The 18,125-nt window shown below is 63.5% G+C and carries 14 protein-coding genes, 4 tRNA genes and 1 pseudogene; all 19 read left to right on the top strand.

The window, feature by feature from the left end; translation table 11 throughout:
• The 19 genes and pseudogenes from ACTQV3_RS03000 to clpX all read left to right on the top strand — a co-directional run bounded on the left by ACTQV3_RS03000 (position 1) and on the right by clpX (position 17,945).
• Entirely contained in the window at positions 1–252 is a 252-nt protein-coding gene (locus tag ACTQV3_RS03000; protein WP_154515347.1) for a DUF3343 domain-containing protein, read from the top strand.
• On the top strand, positions 249–1,388 hold the full coding sequence (locus ACTQV3_RS02995) for an aminotransferase class V-fold PLP-dependent enzyme (protein ID WP_441535898.1): 1,140 nt from the start codon (positions 249–251) through the stop codon (positions 1,386–1,388). The genes ACTQV3_RS03000 and ACTQV3_RS02995 overlap by 4 nt, the downstream gene beginning before the upstream one ends.
• 67 nt (positions 1,389–1,455) lie before the next feature.
• Entirely contained in the window at positions 1,456–2,814 is a 1,359-nt protein-coding gene (gene brnQ, locus ACTQV3_RS02990; protein WP_441535899.1) for a branched-chain amino acid transport system II carrier protein, read from the top strand.
• Positions 2,815–2,905: 91 nt separating this feature from the next.
• Positions 2,906–2,982, top strand: a tRNA-Pro gene (locus tag ACTQV3_RS02985).
• Between the two features lie 6 nt (positions 2,983–2,988).
• Positions 2,989–3,062 (top strand) — tRNA-Gly (locus ACTQV3_RS02980).
• 421 nt (positions 3,063–3,483) lie between these two features.
• Entirely contained in the window at positions 3,484–3,633 is a 150-nt protein-coding gene (locus ACTQV3_RS02975; RefSeq protein WP_441549934.1) for a hypothetical protein, read from the top strand.
• Positions 3,612–3,854: a hypothetical protein gene (locus ACTQV3_RS02970; RefSeq protein ID WP_441549933.1), complete on the top strand. Its 243-nt coding sequence runs from the start codon at positions 3,612–3,614 to the stop codon at positions 3,852–3,854. Before ACTQV3_RS02975 ends, ACTQV3_RS02970 begins: the two co-directional genes overlap by 22 nt.
• Before the next feature lie 39 nt (positions 3,855–3,893).
• On the top strand, positions 3,894–4,733 hold the full coding sequence (locus ACTQV3_RS02965; RefSeq protein ID WP_441041650.1) for a formate/nitrite transporter family protein: 840 nt from the start codon (positions 3,894–3,896) through the stop codon (positions 4,731–4,733).
• Positions 4,734–4,873: 140 nt separating this feature from the next.
• Entirely contained in the window at positions 4,874–6,331 is a 1,458-nt protein-coding gene (gene selA, locus ACTQV3_RS02960; RefSeq protein ID WP_441535901.1) for an L-seryl-tRNA(Sec) selenium transferase, read from the top strand.
• Entirely contained in the window at positions 6,328–8,295 is a 1,968-nt protein-coding gene (gene selB, locus ACTQV3_RS02955; RefSeq protein ID WP_441535902.1) for a selenocysteine-specific translation elongation factor, read from the top strand. Before selA ends, selB begins: the two co-directional genes overlap by 4 nt.
• 36 nt (positions 8,296–8,331) lie before the next feature.
• A tRNA-Sec gene (locus ACTQV3_RS02950) sits at positions 8,332–8,428 on the top strand.
• A 349-nt stretch (positions 8,429–8,777) separates the two neighbouring features.
• Complete coding sequence (gene gdhA / locus ACTQV3_RS02945; RefSeq protein WP_154515369.1) at positions 8,778–10,133, top strand: NADP-specific glutamate dehydrogenase; 1,356 nt, start codon at positions 8,778–8,780, stop codon at positions 10,131–10,133.
• 121 nt (positions 10,134–10,254) lie between these two features.
• The gene (locus ACTQV3_RS02940) at positions 10,255–11,169 is read left to right on the top strand and encodes an FAD binding domain-containing protein (RefSeq protein ID WP_441535903.1); all 915 of its coding nucleotides are present in this window, start codon (positions 10,255–10,257) and stop codon (positions 11,167–11,169) included.
• Positions 11,169–11,612 (top strand): annotated as a pseudogene (locus ACTQV3_RS02935) ((2Fe-2S)-binding protein); the annotation flags it as partial. The gene ACTQV3_RS02940 and the pseudogene ACTQV3_RS02935, both read left to right, overlap by 1 nt.
• A gap of 180 nt (positions 11,613–11,792) precedes the next feature.
• Entirely contained in the window at positions 11,793–14,000 is a 2,208-nt protein-coding gene (locus ACTQV3_RS02930; RefSeq protein ID WP_441535911.1) for a xanthine dehydrogenase family protein molybdopterin-binding subunit, read from the top strand.
• A 270-nt stretch (positions 14,001–14,270) separates the two neighbouring features.
• Positions 14,271–14,354: transfer RNA gene (locus ACTQV3_RS02925), tRNA-Leu, on the top strand.
• 88 nt (positions 14,355–14,442) lie between these two features.
• Entirely contained in the window at positions 14,443–15,744 is a 1,302-nt protein-coding gene (tig, locus tag ACTQV3_RS02920; protein WP_441535904.1) for a trigger factor, read from the top strand.
• Between the two features lie 163 nt (positions 15,745–15,907).
• Positions 15,908–16,528, top strand: coding sequence for an ATP-dependent Clp protease proteolytic subunit (locus ACTQV3_RS02915; RefSeq protein ID WP_022095182.1), 621 nt, complete (start codon positions 15,908–15,910; stop codon positions 16,526–16,528).
• Position 16,529: 1 nt separating this feature from the next.
• Positions 16,530–17,945, top strand: coding sequence for an ATP-dependent Clp protease ATP-binding subunit ClpX (gene clpX / locus ACTQV3_RS02910; protein ID WP_441535905.1), 1,416 nt, complete (start codon positions 16,530–16,532; stop codon positions 17,943–17,945).
• Positions 17,946–18,125 lie beyond the last annotated feature (180 nt).

Below are 18,125 nucleotides of genomic sequence, written 5' to 3'. Positions count from 1 at the left end.
ATGAGGGAGAAGCGTCCGGCGCTTGTCATCACGTTTCCCACCACGGCGGCCGCCATGGGGTGCGAGACCCTATGCATCGAGCGCGGCCTCCCCGGGCGAACGATTCCTGTGCCCGGGGAGGTCGCTGCCGGCTGCGGTCTGGCGTGGAAGGCGTTGCCTGCCGATGAGGAACTGCTGCGCACCGAGCTTGCCGCAGCTGGTGTTCCCACCGAGGGCTTTACGGTGATTGACATGTGGGAGGTCGTGCGATGATCTATCTGGATAACGCGGCGACGACCATGCTCAAGCCGCAGGCGGTCATCGATGCCGTGACGCAGGCGATGTGCTCGCTCGGCAATGCCGGGCGCGGCGCCACGTCGGGTGCTCTCGATGCGGCTCGTACGATTCACGGTTGCCGTGCCAAGCTCGCGCGCCTTTTGGGTTGCCCGAGAGCGGACCATGTGTGCTTTACGCCCAACTCCACGGCTGCGCTCAACACCGCCATCTGTGGCGTGGTGCGCCCCGGCGACCGTGTGGTCACGACGGTGCTCGAGCACAACTCGGTGTTACGCCCGCTCAATCGCCTGGCGGCGGAACAGGGTGTGGCGGTTGAGCGTGCGGGCTGCGACGCGAACGGCGCGCTCGACTACGACGAGCTCGAGCGGTTGGTTACGCCGGACACGCGTGCTGTGGTGGTGACGCACGCCTCCAATGTGACCGGCAACGCGGTCGACATTGCGCGCGTAGCGGCCATGGCCCATGCGGCAGGTGCGCTGGTGATCGTCGATGCCTCGCAGTCTGCCGGTACGGCGCATATCGATATGCACGCCATGGGGCTCGATGTCGTGTGCTTTACCGGTCACAAGGGGCTTATGGGTCCGCAGGGGACCGGCGGCCTGGCCGTGGCAGAGGGCGTCGACGTGGCGCCCTGGGCCATGGGCGGCACCGGTGTACACAGCTTCGATGAACTGCAGCCGCTTGAGTGGCCCACGCGCCTTGAGGCGGGCACGCTCAACGGTCACGGTATCGCGGGCCTTTCTGCCGGCCTCGACTTTATCGAGGCACAAGGCGGGGTCGAGGCGATTGCGGCGCATGAGCGCTTGCTTGCAGAGCGCTTCCTTGCCGGCGTGCGCGAGATTCCGGGGATTAAGCTTTACGGTGCCTTTGACCAGCCCGTGCGCTCGGCGATCGTCTCACTCAACGTGGGCGATATCGACTCTGCCCAGATTTCGGATGCGCTCATGCAGGGGTGGGGGATTGCGACGCGCCCCGGCGCCCATTGTGCCCCGCTCATGCACCGCGCGCTCGGGACTGAGCGTCAGGGTGTCGTTCGTTTCTCGTTTGGGTATTTCAACACGGACGGGGAAGTCGACACCGCGATTGACGCGCTCCGCGATTTAGCCTGCTAGAGCGTATATACTTGCGGGACGGGTCTTTTGCCCGTCCCGTTTTTGTTTCGACCCGAAAGGTGGTCCCATGGCCTCATCCGCCCCGCGCGGCCTGCGCTCCGACCATGTCGTTACCGTCGGCATCGCCCTGTTCTCGATGCTCTTTGGCGCCGGCAACCTCATCATTCCGCCGCTGCTGGCGCTGCAGGCAGGCTCTGCCACGCCGCTCGCCATGCTCGGCTTTCTCATCGCCGCCATCGGTCTGCCCGTCATGGGCTTTATCGCCGTGGCGCTTGCCGGAACGGCGCGCGAGCTGGCCGGGCGTGTGCATCCTAAATTTGGAGAATTCTTCGTTGCGGCGGTGTATCTAGCCATCGGCCCGTGCCTGGCTATTCCGCGCACGAGCTCCACGGCCTTCGAGATGCTGGTGCCGCTGCTGCCGGAGGGCGTCTCGCTCGGCACGGCACGTCTGGTGTTTGCCGTTGGCTTCTTTATCGTCGCGTTTGCGCTCACGCTGCGTCCGGGCGTTATCACGCGCGTGCTCGGCCGTATTACGGGCCCCGCGCTCATTGCGCTCATCGTGCTGGTCGTGGGTGCCGCCGTGGTCTCGCCGTTGGGTCCCGCTGGCGCGCCGCAGGCTCCCTACGATGCAGGCGCTGCCGTGCAGGGCTTTTTGACCGGCTACCAGACCATGGACCTGCTTGCGTCGCTCGCCTTTGGCATTATCATCGCCGAGACCATCCACGAGCTGGGCGTGACCGATGACAAGCGCGTGGCCTTCGAGATTTCGCGTTCCGGTGTGATCGCCGGCGTGCTCATGGCCATCATCTACTGCGGCCTGGCGCTTGCCGGCATGCAGCTCGGCACGGTTGTGCCCGATGCCACCAACGGCGCCGCCATCCTTGCCCGCTCTGCCTCCATACACTTTGGTCTTGCCGGCACGATCGTGGTCTTTGCGATCTTTTTCCTCGCCTGCATGAACGTGTGCATCGGCCTCATCAGCTGCTGCTCGCGCTACTTCTGCGAGACGTATGTGGTCGAAGGGGGAGCGGAGGCTTCCGAGGAGGCTATGCGCCGTCCCTTTGCGGTTCTCGCCTTTGTGTTCGCGGCGTTTTCTTGCGTGCTCTCCAACGTGGGTCTCGACGCGATCCTCATGTTCTCGGTGCCCATGCTCAACGCCTTGTATCCCGTTGCCATCGTGCTGGTGCTTATGGGCCTGGTGCACGGCTTTTGCGACGCTCATCCGCAGGTGTGGGTCTGGGTCGGCGGCGTCGTCGCGGTGCAGAGCGTGATCACCTCGGTCCGCGACGCGTTCTTTGCGGGCGCGTGGCTGCCGTTCGATGCGCTGCCGCTGGCAGATATCGGCGCTGCGTGGGCGCCGGTCGCTGTGGTGGCGTTTGTGATTGGCCTGCTCCATAGCCAGTTTGTCGCACATTCGAGGAGCTAGGGTATCGTCGCTTGCACAGGCGGGAAGTCTCCCCTATAATTTCCTTCGCTTTGGGACACGCAAGGTTTAGACCTTAGCTGCTCAACACCTTCGGGACGTGGCGCAGTTTGGTAGCGCGCCTGCTTTGGGAGCAGGATGTCGCAGGTTCAAATCCTGTCGTCCCGACCATATCTTGCGGGCGTAGTTCAATGGTAGAACCCCAGCCTTCCAAGCTGATGACGCGGGTTCGATTCCCGTCGCCCGCTCCATAGGATAGTTTTAACGGCTTTGGCTCCATTTGGTGCCAGAGCCGTTTTCATAAGCGTGCCGGGCGACGGGAATCGAACCCGGCAGGGTGCGAAGCCGAGAAAATGCGTGAGCATTTTCCAGCGCAGCACGCAAGGGCCAATGGCCCGCAGCGAAACAAGGGTTTGCGAAGCAAGCCCTTGGACTTCCCGTCGCCCGCTCCATAAGATTGATGAATGGCTCTGCTTCCTTTTGGAAGCAGAGCATTTTCATATACCTGCCGTGGACCCCACATCCCCTCCTAAGTTGCGGTGAAATACGGACTGCTTTCCGGCTTTTATGGCCCATGTAGTCCGTATTTCACCGCAACTTGCACCTGAGCTTCAGGTTGAGATTGCTCGGCCAGGAAACGCCGGCTATTATCTGGCAGATTATGGTTGGCACGTGCCGTCGCTACTCGAGGCCTGCGATGCGCTGCTCGACGAGCGCGGTTTTCGCGGGTCGGCCAAGGCCGGCATCTCGGTGTTTGACGACGACTTTGGCCTGCATGCTCAGCAGGTGGCACCATCCGCTTGCTCGACAAGCGCGACGTAGCCCGCAAGTCGATGTTCACCACGCATTCGCTCCCTTTGTCGATTCTGATCGAAGAAATCGAGCAATCGTGCGATGATATCTTCTTCATAGGGATTCAGCCGGGCGACACGGAATTCTACAACCCCATGTCCCCGGAAGTCTTTGACGCCGTTGACGCCGTGTACGACGCCGTGGCCGCCAACGACTTTTCCCACTTTGTCCGCTTGGGACAGGAGCTGTAGCAGCGCTTGTCCCTGGTGATTAGGAAAGAAGTGATTGACATGGCAGATTCCAAGGTGGAGTACCCTGCTCCCGATTGCCTGGCGCCCGCCGCGATCGAGGCCAAGACCGAGGCCGCCGGCGTGACCAAGGCTAACCTGCCGGTCGATAAGGCCTTTCTGTTGGCAATGTTCGCCGGTGCGTTTATCGCCTTCGGCGGTCTGTTCTTTACGGTGTTTTTGAGCGACAGCACGCTGGGCTGGGGTGCCCAGCGCGTCGTGGGCGGCCTGTGCTTTTGCCTGGGCCTGGTGCTGGTGCTGGTGTGTGGCGCCGAGTTGTTCACCGGTAATTCGCTTATGGTCTGCGCTCTCAAGAGCAAAAAGATCACCCTGGTCCAGATGCTCAAGGCTTGGGTCGTCGTGTGGCTTGGCAACTTTGCCGGTGCCTTGTTCATCGTCTTTTTGGTGTACATGGCCGGCGTTTACAAGCTCAACGGCGAGGCGGTCGCCAATTCCATGGTGAGTGTCGCCGCCGGCAAGGTGACGATCGACTGGCTGACGATCTTCTTCCGCGGCATCCTGTGTAACATCTTTGTGTGCCTGGCCGTGTGGATCGGTACCGCCGGCAAGACCGTGGTCGATAAGGTCGTGGGCATTCTGCTGCCCATCGCCGCCTTTGTGGCCTGCGGTTTTGAGCACTGCGTTGCCAATATGTACTTTTTGCCCATGGGTGCCGTGATGCACGCGTGCGGCTATGGTGCCGACGTCGCCGGCGCCGATGCGCTCAACGCCGCGGGCATTGCGTTTAACCTGTCCGCCGCCACGCTGGGCAACATCGTGGGCGGTGCGGTTCTGGTCGCGCTCGGCTACTGGTTTATCTACGCCAAGAAGTCTGAGGCGTAGGGTACCGTCTGTTTGACGTTGGACCTCCCGCGGGGCGTCGCCGTGCGGGGATAATAGCGATTGATTGACTCAGCCGATCGAATCGGCTGATAGCTTGACGTTCGAACGATTGATTCACCTTTGGTTTTGAAAGGCCGCACATGAGCGATAGCCAGAACATGTCCGATGAGGTTCGCGCCCGCCTGCGCGCCATTCCCTCCGTCAACGAGCTGCTCGCCGAGTGGCCGGTAGTGAAGGCGGCGGGGGAGACCTGCGACGCGGTGGTGCATGCCGTCGTCACGGCCGAGCTCGACGAGGAACGCGCCGCCATTCGCGCCGGTGCCGTCCCGCGCTCTAAGCGCGACCTGGCCTCGGCGATCGAGTGGCGTGCGCACCGCTCCGCGCTGCCGAGCCTGCGCCCTGCCGTCAACGCCACGGGCGTGGTCATCCATACCAACTTGGGCCGCGCCCCGCTCGCGGAGTCGGCGGCAAAGGCCGTGGCCGAGGTTGCGCGCGGGTACAGTACGCTCGAGTACAGCGTGGACACCTGCTCGCGCGGGTCGCGCAAGGAACACGCCGCGCAGCTGATCCGCTCGCTCACCGGTGCCGAGGACGCGCTTGTGGTCAATAACAACGCTGCCGCGGTGCTGCTGGTGCTGGCGACCCATGCCGCAGGCAAGGAGGTCGTCGTTAGCCGCGGCGAGCTTGTCGAGATCGGCGGCAGCTTTCGCATCCCCGATGTCATGGCGTCTTCGGGCGCCAAGCTCGTCGAGGTCGGCGCCACCAACCGCACGCACCTAACAGATTATGAGCAAGCCATCACGCCCGATACGGCCATGATTCTCAAGGTCCATCCTTCCAACTATCGCATCGAGGGCTTTCACGAGGAAGTGAGCTCTCGGGAGCTTGCGGCGCTTGCTCACAAGCATGGCCTGCTGTTCTATGAGGACCAGGGGTCGGGCGCGCTTCTGCCCGATGACATCCTGGTGCGCGGTGGCGAGGAACCCACGCCGGCTTCGGTCGCGGCGGGGCTCGATATCGTGTCGTGCTCGGGCGATAAGCTGCTGGGCGCGGCGCAGGCGGGCATCATCATGGGCCGTCGCGATCTGGTCCAGGCCTGCGGCGCACATCCACTCATGCGCGCTCTGCGTCCGGGCAAGTTGGCGCTTACGGCGCTCGAGGCCACGCTGCGCATTTACATGGACGGGGCGGATGCGGCCCATCGCGAGGTGCCGGTGCTCAGCATGCTTACGCTGCCGCAGGCCCATTTGGAGCGACGTGCCCGCAAGCTGCGCGATCGTATGGTCGCCGGGCTCGATAAGGCCGGTTGCCCGTGCGCCGTTCAGGTGGAGATCGTCGAGGAATCGTCGACCCCCGGTGGCGGCTCGCTGCCTACCATGGAGCTGCCCACGATGTGCGTTGCCGTGCGTCTTGTTGACGCGCGCCTGACGGTCGATGCGCTCAAGCGCTCGCTTGTCCAGGACTTCGACACACCGGTTGTCACGCGAACCTCGCACGATCGCATTTTGTTTGACGTCCGTACGCTCGTGGGCGACCGCGATATCGAGACGGCGGCATCGACGCTTGCCGCATGCGTTGAGAAGGCGATTGCTCGATGAGTGAGGTCCAGGCGCTGGTGGAGTGTCCCGTTATCGTTGGCACGGCGGGCCACGTCGACCACGGTAAGTCGGCATTGATCGAGGCGCTGACCGGCAAGAATCCCGACCGTCTGGAGGTTGAGCGTCGTCGAGGTATGACCGTTGAGCTTGGCTTTGGCGAGCTGGCGCTGCCGAGTGGCAAGATTGTCGGCCTGGTCGACGTGCCTGGCCATGCCCACTACCTGCGCGCCATGGTGCAGGGCGCCACGGGTATCGACGTGGCCGTGCTGGTGGTTTCGGCCGTCGAGGGCGTGATGCCGCAGACCCGCGAGCACGTGCATGTGCTGGAGCTGCTGGGCGTTACGCATATGGTGGTCGCGCTGACGATGTGCGACCTGGCCGATGCCGAGATGACCGAGCTTGCCGGGCTCGATGTCGATGACTTTTTGTCGGGTACCGTGTTTGCGGGCGCGCCGATTGTGCCCGTGTCGTCCAAGACGGGCGAGGGGATCGACGGGCTGCTTGCGGTGGTCGACGAGCAGGTAAGTGCCTGCTGGGATGCTTGCCGCGACCGTTCCGATCGGAGCGATGCCGCGTCTCGCCTGCCGATTGACCGCTGCTTTACGATCAAGGGTGTCGGCACCGTCGTTACGGGAACGCTGCACGATGCGCCGGTTGCGGTGGGCGACGAGCTGATGGCTCTGCCGTCGCGTACGGTCTGTCGTGTGCGCGGGATTCAGGTGCATGGCGATACGCCGCGCGCGCTGCCTGGACAACGCGTGGCGCTCAACCTGGTCGGTGACGGTGTCGCGGCGCTTGACCGTGGTGAGATGCTGGGCGTGGCGGGTCGCTTTGGTCAGACGTTGCGCTTTATGATGACGTTTACCTACCTGGGCCGCGAGGGCGCCAAGCCGCGCGTGCTCGAGTCGGGCGCGCGCGTGCACGTGATGGCCGGCACGGCCGGGGTCATCGGCCGTGTTATGCTTTTGGAGGGCGAGGCCCCCATGGCGGTGGGCGAGACCCGTACCGTGCAGGTGCGCCTGGAGGAGCCATTGCCGCTGCGCGCCGGAGACCATGCCGTGGTGCTGTCGTATTCGCCCGTTATGCTCATCGGCGGCGGGCGTGTGCTGCTTTCGCGCTGCCGTCGCTCGCGCGAGCTTTCGGCCGGCGAGCGTGCGCTGTTTGCGGCGCTTGAAGCCGGCGATGCCGTTGCTGGCGTAGACGCGTGGCTGGCGCTGCAAGCGCTGCCGGTTGCGGCGGCTGATGTTGCCGAGGCGCTCGATCTTGTTGCCGGTGAGGCTGAGGCAGCGCTGGGCGAGTTGGTGGCGCGAGGTGTTGTTTGCGAGCTTGCCGGCTCGGGCGGCACGTTGTATGCGAATGGCGCCGTGCTCGATGCCGCCATGGACGTGCTGGCGGCGACCCTGTCTGCCATGCACGCGGCGGCTCCCAAGGAGACGGGTTTTACGCCCGGCGCCGTTGCCCATGCTGCGTGGCCTGCCGCCGATGAAGGCGTTGCCGCGGCTCTGATTGCCGAGGGCTGCTCGCGTGGCGTGTGCGCCGCCGAGGGCACCGAGGTGTTCGACCCGCACTCCGCTGCTGCCGCGGTGCGTGTGGTGCGCGAGGCGTGTGAGCGCATTGTGGCGCTGCTCGATGGGGCCGGCCTCGATGCGCCGACGCTGCCCGAGGTGGGTGAGCGACTGCAGCTCGACCGCGACACCATGACGCGCGCCCTGCGCGAGCTTTCGCTCAACTGCTCGATCGTTAAGGTCGAGCGCGACGTTGCCCTGTCTGCCATCTCGGAAGCCCATGCGCGCGAGCTTGTCGCCGCTGCCATTGAGACAGCCGGCGGCGCTGCCACCACGAGCGTGCTGCGCGAGGCTCTGGGTGTGTCGCGCAAACGTGCCATCAGCATCTTGGAGCACCTGGATGCCGCGCGCTTTACGGTGCTCGACAAGGAAGCCGGTGGCCTGAGGTCCCTGCGCTAGACTGGCTGCTCGGTTTGGTAAAATACCGCCGCACTTGGGAACGGATGAGCTCCGGTGGGCTCCGCGGTCCTCAAAACCGTTGCGAGGCGTGCAAAACGTCTTGGATGTGTTCGATTCACATACGTTCCCGCCACACGCCACCAGCGCTTTTGTGCTCGCGGTCTTGCTGCGTGCCGCAAAGGCGCTGTTTTGTTTTTGTGCGGGTCCGCCGTGTCGTCTGTCTTGCCGCCGGTGTGCCCGGGCGCATCATGTGTCCCCAATGTGGTGGTTTGGAACGTGTGGACGAAACAGCTTCGAAACACGCGATTTGTACGTCGGGTGCTCAAAAACGCTTCTACCTGCATCGTAATCAAAATGAAACATCTGCTCGTCGGCTTATGCGAAACTTTGCTGCAACAGTGCGATATTATCCATACACGATAAAGTTCGCGGCGCATGGGGTGCCGTGACCGACATTTTCGTTTCCCATCATTGGAGGAAGCATGAGCTACACGCAGAAAGTTCTCGAAGAGCTCAAGGCCCGCTATCCCGAGCAGCCTGAGTTCATCCAGGCCGCGACCGAGATCCTCGGCACCATCCAGCCGGCGCTCGACGCCCACCCCGAGTACGAGGAGGCCGCCCTGCTGGAGCGCCTCGTCGAGCCCGAGCGCATCGTCATGTTCCGTGTTCCCTGGGTCGACGATCAGGGCAAGGTTCAGGTCAACCGCGGTTACCGCGTCGAGTTCAACTCTGCCATTGGACCCTACAAGGGCGGCCTGCGCTTTAACCCGACGGTCACCCTGGGTATGCTCAAGTTCCTGGGTCTGGAGCAGATCCTCAAGAACAGCCTGACCACCCTTCCCATGGGCGGCGGCAAGGGCGGCTCCGACTTTGATCCCAAGGGCAAGTCCAACAACGAGATCATGCACTTCTGCCAGTCCTTCATGACCGAGCTCTATCGCCACATTGGCCCCAACACCGACGTTCCCGCCGGCGACCTGGGCGTTGGCGGCCGCGAGGTTGCCTACATGTTCGGTCAGTACAAGCGCCTGACCAACGAGTGGACCGGCGTCCTTACCGGCAAGGGCCTCTCCTTTGGCGGCTCGCTCGCCCGTACCGAGGCCACCGGTTACGGTCTGGTCTACTTTGTGGACGAGTACCTCAAGAGCCGCGGCGACTCCTTCGAGGGCAAGAACGTTGTCGTTCACGGCTCCGGTAACGTCGCTATCTACGCGGTCCAAAAGGTCGCCCAGCTCGGCGGCAAGGTGCTCGCCTGCTCCGATACCCACGGCTGGGTCGAGGATCCCGACGGCATCGACTACACCGTGCTCGAGCACGTCTACAACAAGAAGCGCTCCGGCCACGACAAGGGCGTCACGCTCGCCATGTATGTTGACGAGAAGCCCAACGCCGTGTGGCACGAGGGCGACGGCCGCGGCGTGTGGCAGCTGCCCTGCGACATCGCGCTGCCCTGCGCTCGCGAGAACACGCTGCTGCTCGAGGACGCCCAGGCGCTCGTCGCCAACGGCTGCAAGGTGGTCGGCGAGGGCGCGAACATGCCCACGACCATCGAGGCCACGACTTACTTCCAGGAGAACGGCGTCGCCTTTATGCCCGGTAAGGCTGCCAACGCCGGCGGCGTGCTCGTGTCCGGCCTGGAGATGAGCCAGAACGCCGAGCACCTGTCCTGGACCTTCGAGGAGGTCGACGGCAAGCTCGAGCAGCTCATGCGCGGCATGTTCCACAACGTGGACGACACCGCCAAGGAGTACGGCCAGGAGGGCAACTTTGTCATGGGCGCTAACATCGCCGGCTTCCTGAAGGTCGCCGACGCCATGCTCGCCCAGGGCGTCTGCTAAATCTTCGCTCGACATAGCATGTGATGAGGCTCCCAGCCATCAGGCTGGGAGCCTTTTTCTATGGTGGCGAGGGCTGTGCGCCCTCGTTTGGTACACTTAGAGGTACTGGATAAGTGAGGAGATGGGGGAGAACGTGCTCAAGTTCGGTACCTACGTTCGCGTTGGAAACGCGGCCGAAGCCTATGAGCTCTTACAGAAGAACCGCAACAACAAGATTGTGGGCGGCGGCATCTGGATGCGCCTGGGTTCGCGTCGCGTGGCGACGGCGATTGACCTTTCGGCCTGCGGACTCGACCAGATCGAGGAGACCGAGACCGAGTTTCGCATCGGTGCCATGTGCACCCTGCGCCAGCTCGAGCGCCATGCCGAGCTCAACGCGCTTGTCAACCATGTCTTTGAGTTCGCCGTCCACGATATCGTGGGCGTGCAGCTGCGCAACACCGCCACGGTGGGCGGCAGCATCTACGGTCGCTTTGGTTTCTCGGACGTGCTCTCGGCCTTTTTGGCGCTCGATTCATACGTTGAGCTGACGGGGGCCGGTCGCGTGCCGCTCGCCGAGTTCGTGGATATGGGTTACGTGCGCGACGTGATTGAGCGCGTCGTGGTCGTTAAGCACGATTACCGTGCAAGCTACGAGGCCGTGCGCAAGGCCGCGACCGACTTCCCCTCCTTAAACGTCACCGCCGCCTGGTGGGACAACAGCTGGCATGTCACCGTGGGTGCCCGCCCGCTGCGCGCGACCCTGCTGCAGGGCGAGGCATGTGGCCTGGTGAGCGAGCAGCCTTCCGAGGACGAGCTGCGCGCCCTGGCCGCGTCCGTACGCGCGCTGAGCTACGGCACCAACCTGTGGGGCTCGGCCGACTATCGCCGTTGCATCTCGGCGCCGCTGGCGATTCAGGCCGTGCGTCGCGCCGCCGGCATCGAGCTTTCGGCCTCGCTTGCCCGCGAGCTCGAGGGCGTGCAAGTGCCTAAGTTTGCCACGGACGAGTATTCCTGCCGCCGCGTGCCCGGCGTCGATTCTAGCGAGGTGCGCTAATGGCTGCCAAACTCATCGATCTTTCCTTTACGCTCAACGGCCGCAAGGTCAAGGTTCAGATTGCCCCCGACACCATGCTCTTTGCGCTGCTGCGCGAGCAGGGTTGCGCCTCGGTGCGCTGTGCCTGCGAAACCACCAACTGCGGTCTGTGCACGGTGTGGCTCGACGGCGACCCGGTGCTGAGCTGCTCGGTTCCCGCTGCGCGCGTCGAGGGCCGCTCCGTCACCACGCTCGAGGGCCTCAAGGCCGAGTCCGAGGCGCTCGCCCACGCAATGGCTGCCGAAGGCGCCGAGCAGTGCGGTTTTTGCGCCCCCGGCCTCATCATGAACGTGCTGGCGCTTGCCCGCGCCGCCAAGGAGGACCCGAGCCTCGTCGCCACGCGCGAGGAGCTCTCGCGCCAGCTCGCCGGCAACCTCTGCCGTTGCAGCGGCTACGAGAGCCAGCTGCGCGCCATCGTCCGCTTCCTTAACGAGTCCGGCGTGCAGGTGGGCTTTGAGATGCCCGAGCTTCCGGTCAACGACACCAGCTGCGATGGTGTCTCGTACAAGCAGATCACCCATAAGCAGCCCAAGAAGGACTCGAAGGCCCTGCTCGAGGGGCGTCCCGTCTACACAGGAGACCTGGTGCCCGCCGGCGCCCTTATCGTCAAGCTCAAGCGCAGCCCGTATGCCCGTGCCAAGATCCGCTCCATCGATACGTCGCGCGCCCTGAAGGTGCCCGGCGTGGTGGGCGTCTACACCTACGAGGACGTGCCCAAGCGCCGCTTTACCATCGCCGGCCAGAGCTATCCGCAGCCGAGCCCCTACGACCGCCTGATCCTCGAGAACCTGGTGCGCTACCAAAACGAGGAGGTGGCGATCGTCGCCGCCGAGACCGAGGAGGCCGCCGACAAGGCACTCAAGCTCATCAAGGTCGACTACGAGGTGCTCGAGCCCCTGCTCGACTTTACCCAGGCGCTCGATAACGACATCGTGGTCCACCCCGAGGGCGACGTGACCTTTATGTTCCCGCAGGGCGGCGACGTTGCTCGCAACCTGGTGTGCAGCGGTACCAGCGATTTTGGCGACCTGGACGAGGCCTTCGCCCAGAGCGACATCGTCTTTGAGCGCACTTACACCAGCCAGGCCACGCAGACCGCGCCCATGGAGACCTTCCGTGCCTTCGCGACGACCGACGCGTTCGGCCGCATCTCGGTGACCACCTCCACGCAGGTGCCCTTTCATGTGCGCCGCATGGTCGCGCAGTCGCTCGACATTCCGCAGTCGCAGGTGCAGGTTATTAAGCCGCGCATCGGCGGCGGCTTTGGCTCCAAGCAGACGGGCTGCTGCGAGATCTTCGTGGCGTTCGTGACGCAGCAGACTGGCCGTCCGAGCTATTGCTGCTACACCCGCGAGGAGACCATCACTGCGGGCAACTCGCGTCACCAGATGCAGATGACCGTCAAGCTGGGCGCCATGAAAGACGGCACCATCACGGCCATCGACCTGCACACGTTGTCCAACGCCGGCGCGTATGGCGAACATGCCACCACGACGATCGGCCTCTCGGGCCACAAGAGCCTGCCCATCTACAACCACGTGAAGGCGAGCCGCTTTAGGTGGGACGCCGTCTACACCAACACCAACCGCGGCGGTGCGTATCGCGGCTACGGCGCCACCCAGGGCCAGTTTGCCGTGGAGAGCGCCGTCAACGAGCTCGCCGACATGCTGCACATGGATCCCGCCGACCTGCGTCTTAAGAACATCGTGCGCGAGGGCGAGATTATGCCGCAGTACTACAATGAAAAGCTCAACGCCTGCGCGCTCGACCGCTGCCTGCTGCGTGCGATGGACATGATCGGCTGGCGCGACAAGCCGCTGGCCGTGGACCTGGGCGACCGCGTGCGTGCTCTGGGCTGCGCGCTCACCATGCAGGGCTCGGGCATTTCCAATGTGGATATCGCCGGCATCGACATGCGCCTGGAAGAGGACGGCTTCATTACCATCGGCACCGGAGCCACCGATAACGGCATGGGCGTCGACACGATCCTGGCGCAGATTGCCGCCGAGGAGCTGGGCGTGGAGAGCTCGCTTATCGTGGTGCGCGGCGTGGACACCGACGTCTCGCCGTTCGATGCCGGCTCGTACGCGAGCTCGGGCACGTACGTGACGGGCCTGGCAGCCAAGAATGCCGCGACCGAGCTGCGCGAGAAGATCTGCGCCAAGGCCGCCCAGATGTGGGACGTGGACGCCGCCGACGTGGTCTTCGACGGCCAGTACGTGCGTCTGTCTGACGAGCGCGCCGCTCGCGAGTGCGGCCGCTACCTCACGCTGCGCGACTTTGCCAACCTGTGCGTAAAGAACATCGCGGGCGGCGACGCGCTCACCTCGCATGCTTCTGCCTGCCTGCCCGTTTCGCCTCCGCCGTTTATGGCCGGCATTGCCGAGGTCGAGGTCGACAAGGCCACCGGCAAGGTGACTGTGGTGGACTATGCGGCGGCTGTGGACTGCGGCACCGTGATCAACGAGGCACTCGCGCGCGTCCAGGCCGAGGGCGGCATTGCCCAGGGCATCGGTCACGCACTCTACGAGATTGTCGAGCACGACGACCGCGGCCGCCTGCGCACCGGTAACTTTATGAGCTACAAGCTGCCCACGCGCCTGGATATCGGCAGCATTCGCGTGGCCTTTGAGCCGAGCTACGAGCCGACGGGCCCGTTTGGCGCCAAGTCGATCGGCGAGGTCGTCATCAACACACCGCTCGCCGCCGTTGCCTCGGCCGTGGCGCACGCCACCGGCCACCAGGTTCGCTCGCTGCCGATCACGCCCGAGAAGGCCCTGCTGGGGGAGTAGGCGAGGCGCGGCAGCCGCCGCTCTTTGGCAAGCCCGAGGAAACTGCAGCCCACTTTTCAACCGAATTGTGGGCTGCGGGAGATAGCCGATGGGGGTAGCTAATTTGGGACGGGGCTTTTTTAGTTACCCCCACAAGGGGGGTAGCTAAGAAAGCCCCGTCCCAAATTAGCTACCCTGTTCCGCTGTAACTCGTGGTGAGGTCGTGGGTCTAAAAAGGTGTGCGTGCGCTTGCCGTTCGTATCTGCTATCATTCCTTGTCTGTGCGCTCATGCGGGCGTGGCGGAATTGGTAGACGCGCCAGATTTAGGTTCTGGTGGGATTCCCGTGAAGGTTCGAGTCCTTTCGCCCGCACCAACGCACCTGCGTCGGCCTCGGCCGTCGCGACACTTTGTTGCATAAAGGTACCAGCACCTCAGATAAGCTGGGCAGTATGAGGAGGAACGTGTTGAACATCACCGCTTCTGACGTCAAGGACGCCAAGCTCACCGCTACGGTCACCATCCCGGCCGCCGACGTCGACGCCGCGATCAAGAAGGCCTACAAGGACACCGCCAAGAAATACCGCTTCCCGGGCTTCCGTGCCGGCAAGGCTCCCCGTCCGGTCATCGACGCTGCTCTTGGCGCCGAGGCCACCCTCGCCCAGGCCACCAACGATCTGATTGCCGCCAACGAGCCCGCCGTCCTCAACGAGCTGGACATCGTCCCCACCAAGAACGGTGACTACAAGGAGCTCGACCTCGCCAAGGATCACGAGGACTACACCTACACCGTCGAGTTCTCTCTGCGTCCTGCCGCCGAGCTCTCCTCCTACGACGCCGTCGAGATCGAGATGCCTCCCGCGGAGGTCACCGAGTCCGAGATCAACAACCAGGTCGAGATGCTCCTCAACTACCGTGCCACCTTCGAGGACGTCGAGGATCGTGCCGTCGAGGCCGAGGACTACGTTACCGTCGGCCTCAAGGCCGTCGAGAACGCCGACAACTTCGCTGCCGAGGGTCGCATGCTCATCGCCGGTAGCGACAGCAACCCCAAGGAGTTCAACGAGGCTCTGATCGGTGCTAACGTCGACGACGTCAAGACCGTCACCTGGACCGACGAGGTCGAGGAGGGCGAGGAGGCCGAGACCCACACCGTCGAGGTCACCGTCAAGGGCATCAAGGTCCGCAACACCCCCGAGCTCACCGACGAGCTCGTCAAGTCCGATTTTGGCTTCGACAGCATCGACGCTATGCGCGACGCCATCAAGCTCGAGATCGAGCAGGACAAGGCTTCCCGCCTTCCTGCCGAGAAGGAGAACCGTTGCGTCGCCGCTCTCGCCGAGCGCCTGCAGCTCGAGGAGATGGACGCCGACTATGAGCAGTCTGTCTTTGAGGAGCTTGGCCAGAACTTCCTGTCCAACCTCGCTGCCCGTGGCATGACGCTGGACACCTGGCTGCCCGCTTCCGGCCTGACCATGGAGCAGTTCATCGGCGACCTGCACAAGCAGGCCAACGACGTTGCCCGCGAGTCCCTGGCGCTCGACGCCCTCGCCCGTGAGCTCAAGATCGAGGTCACCGAGGACGACGTCAACGCCGAGTTCGAGAAGGCCGGCGTCAAGGACGTCGAGGCTTCCAAGGCCGAGTTCATCGCCGATGGACGCATGCCTGCCGTCCGCGAGTCCATCCGTCGCTCCAAGGCCGTCGATCACCTGGTCGAGAACGCCAAGGTGACCGAGGTCGACGAGACCGCCAAGGACGCCGAGTAATTCTCGCCACCTTTCCCGCGAGCGCATGCAGGCGCCCGTGATGGGGTAAAGTTATAAACCGGTTATTCGGTTGCTTCGTACGGTGCCAGCCAATGCATAGCATGCGGGCACCGTACGTTTATCTAGAACCAATTTGGTCCGCAAGAGAGAAATGGAGATGCGTATGATCGCTAAGTTCGATTCCGCCCTCGTGCCATACGTTATCGAGCAGACGCCGCGCGGCGAGCGCAGCTACGATATCTATTCGCGCCTGCTCAACGACCGCATCATCTTCTTGGGCGAGGAGATCAACTCCGTCAGTGCCAACCTGGTCGTTGCCCAGCTGCTGCATCTTGAGAGCCAGGATGCCGAGAAGGATATCTCGCTCTACATCAATTCGCCCGGTGGCGAGGTCTACTCCGGCCTGGCGATTCTGGACACTATGAACTTTATCAAGCCGCAGGTCTCTACCATTTGCGTCGGTATGGCCGCGTCTATGGCCGCCGTGCTGCTTTCGGCCGGCGCCAAGGGCAAGCGCTTCTGCCTGCCGCACTCCAAGGTCATGATTCACCAGCCCAGTGGCGGTGCCCAGGGTCAGCAGACCGAGATCGAGATCGTGGCCGAGGAGATCAAGAAGACCCGTCGCGAGCTCAACCAGATCTTGTCCGACGCCTCGGGCCAGCCGATCGAGAAGGTCCAGGCCGATACCGAGCGCGACAACTACCTGACCGCTGCCGAGGCGCTTGACTACGGCCTGATCGACCGTATCGTCACCTCGCGCGATCTTGCCGCGAAGGACGCCTAGGATGGCCGGTAACATGCAGGACAACTTTGACGAGAACGGCAACCCCATCCGCTGCTCCTTCTGCGGAAAAGAGCAGGGTCAGGTGCGCCGCCTTGTAAAGGGCCCTACCAACATCTTTATCTGCGACGAGTGCGTTGCCGCCTGCTCCGAGATCTTGGAGGAGTCGCTGGCTTCGGACTTTATGGATGCCGCCTGCAACGGCAAGCTGCCGGGCTTCCTCAACGACCACGGTCAGGCTGCCGGGCAGCCTGCCATGGATCCCGAGCCCGAGGGCTTTGAGCTCGAGGACGACGTACGTCAGGTCATCACGCACGTGCCGACCCCGCACGAGATCTATGACGAGCTTTCGGCCTATGTCATGGGTCAGGAAGACGCCAAGCGCGCCATGTCGGTTGCCGTGTACAACCACTACCGTCGCGTGATCGAGGGCGGCGCCGCGCTTTCGGCCTTTGACGAGGCCTCGGGTGCGGGTTCGCGGCTCGACGACGATATGGACGAGGTGGAGCTCGCCAAGTCTAACATCTTGCTGCTCGGTCCCACCGGTACCGGTAAGACCTTGCTCGCCCAGACGCTCGCGCACATCCTCGAGGTGCCGTTTGCCATCGCCGATGCCACCGCACTCACCGAGGCCGGTTACGTGGGCGAGGACGTGGAGAACATCCTGCTCAAGCTCATCAATGCTGCCGATGGCGATATCGAGCGTGCGCAGGTCGGCATCATCTACGTGGACGAGATCGACAAGATCGCCCGCAAGGCCGAGAACCTCTCCATCACCCGCGACGTTTCGGGCGAGGGCGTTCAGCAGGCGCTGCTTAAGATCCTTGAGGGCACGGTGGCAAGCGTTCCGCCCACCGGCGGCCGCAAGCACCCCCAGCAGGAGCTGCTGCAGATCGACACGACCAATATCTTGTTTATCTGCGGCGGTGCCTTTGTGGGTCTGGACAAGATTATCGCCGATCGCGTGGGCAACAAGGGCGTGGGCTTTAACTCCGAGATCGCCGGCCCCACCTCGGTCGACGAGAACGACCTGCTGCGTCAGGTGCTCCCGCAGGACCTCAACGCCTTTGGTATGATCCCCGAGTTTGTGGGACGTACGCCCGTCGTCACCCAGACACAGGCGCTCGACGAGGACGACCTGGTATCGATCCTGACCGAGCCAAAGAACGCCGTTGTGCGTCAGTACCGCAAGATGTTCCAGCTCGAGGACGTTGAGCTTGAGTTTGAGGACGCCGCCCTGCACGAGATTGCCCGCATGGCGCTTGCCCGCAAGACCGGCGCCCGCGGCCTGCGCTCCATCTGCGAGGACGTGCTGCAGCAGACGATGTTCGACCTGCCGAGCGAGGAAGGAGTCGCCAAGGTCATCGTGACCGAAGCCTCCGTAAAGGGCACCGAACAGCCCCAGCGCATCTACGGGTAAACCTGCCAAAAAGGGACAGGTTTATTTTGGCAGGTTTTATCAGGGAGAATGACGTTTGCCCATATAAAACCGACCAAAATAAACCTGTCCCTAAATGGTAGGTTTCGCAAATGTGAATTTGAATAGCCTCCGACCACCCGCGGTCGGAGGCTATTTTATATATACGCAATAACCCCAACT

Origin of the sequence: Collinsella sp. LCP19S3_A7 (assembly GCF_052121995.1) — a bacterium.
Lineage (GTDB): Bacteria > Actinomycetota > Coriobacteriia > Coriobacteriales > Coriobacteriaceae > Collinsella.
Note: the sequence above shows the minus strand (reverse complement) of the source record. Positions and strands in the feature narration are given on the sequence as shown.

Excerpts from the sequence above, each read along its gene's own strand:
- ACTQV3_RS03000 (WP_154515347.1), top strand. The coding sequence starts at position 1 with ATGAGGGAGAAGCGTCCGGCGCTTGTCATCACGTTTCCCACCACGGCG.
- ACTQV3_RS02995 (WP_441535898.1), top strand. The coding sequence starts at position 249 with ATGATCTATCTGGATAACGCGGCGACGACCATGCTCAAGCCGCAGGCG.
- brnQ (WP_441535899.1), top strand. The coding sequence starts at position 1,456 with ATGGCCTCATCCGCCCCGCGCGGCCTGCGCTCCGACCATGTCGTTACC.
- ACTQV3_RS02965 (WP_441041650.1), top strand. The coding sequence starts at position 3,894 with ATGGCAGATTCCAAGGTGGAGTACCCTGCTCCCGATTGCCTGGCGCCC.
- selA (WP_441535901.1), top strand. The coding sequence starts at position 4,874 with ATGAGCGATAGCCAGAACATGTCCGATGAGGTTCGCGCCCGCCTGCGC.
- selB (WP_441535902.1), top strand. The coding sequence starts at position 6,328 with ATGAGTGAGGTCCAGGCGCTGGTGGAGTGTCCCGTTATCGTTGGCACG.
- gdhA (WP_154515369.1), top strand. The coding sequence starts at position 8,778 with ATGAGCTACACGCAGAAAGTTCTCGAAGAGCTCAAGGCCCGCTATCCC.
- ACTQV3_RS02940 (WP_441535903.1), top strand. The coding sequence starts at position 10,255 with ATGGGGGAGAACGTGCTCAAGTTCGGTACCTACGTTCGCGTTGGAAAC.
- ACTQV3_RS02915 (WP_022095182.1), top strand. The coding sequence starts at position 15,908 with ATGATCGCTAAGTTCGATTCCGCCCTCGTGCCATACGTTATCGAGCAG.
- clpX (WP_441535905.1), top strand. The coding sequence starts at position 16,530 with ATGGCCGGTAACATGCAGGACAACTTTGACGAGAACGGCAACCCCATC.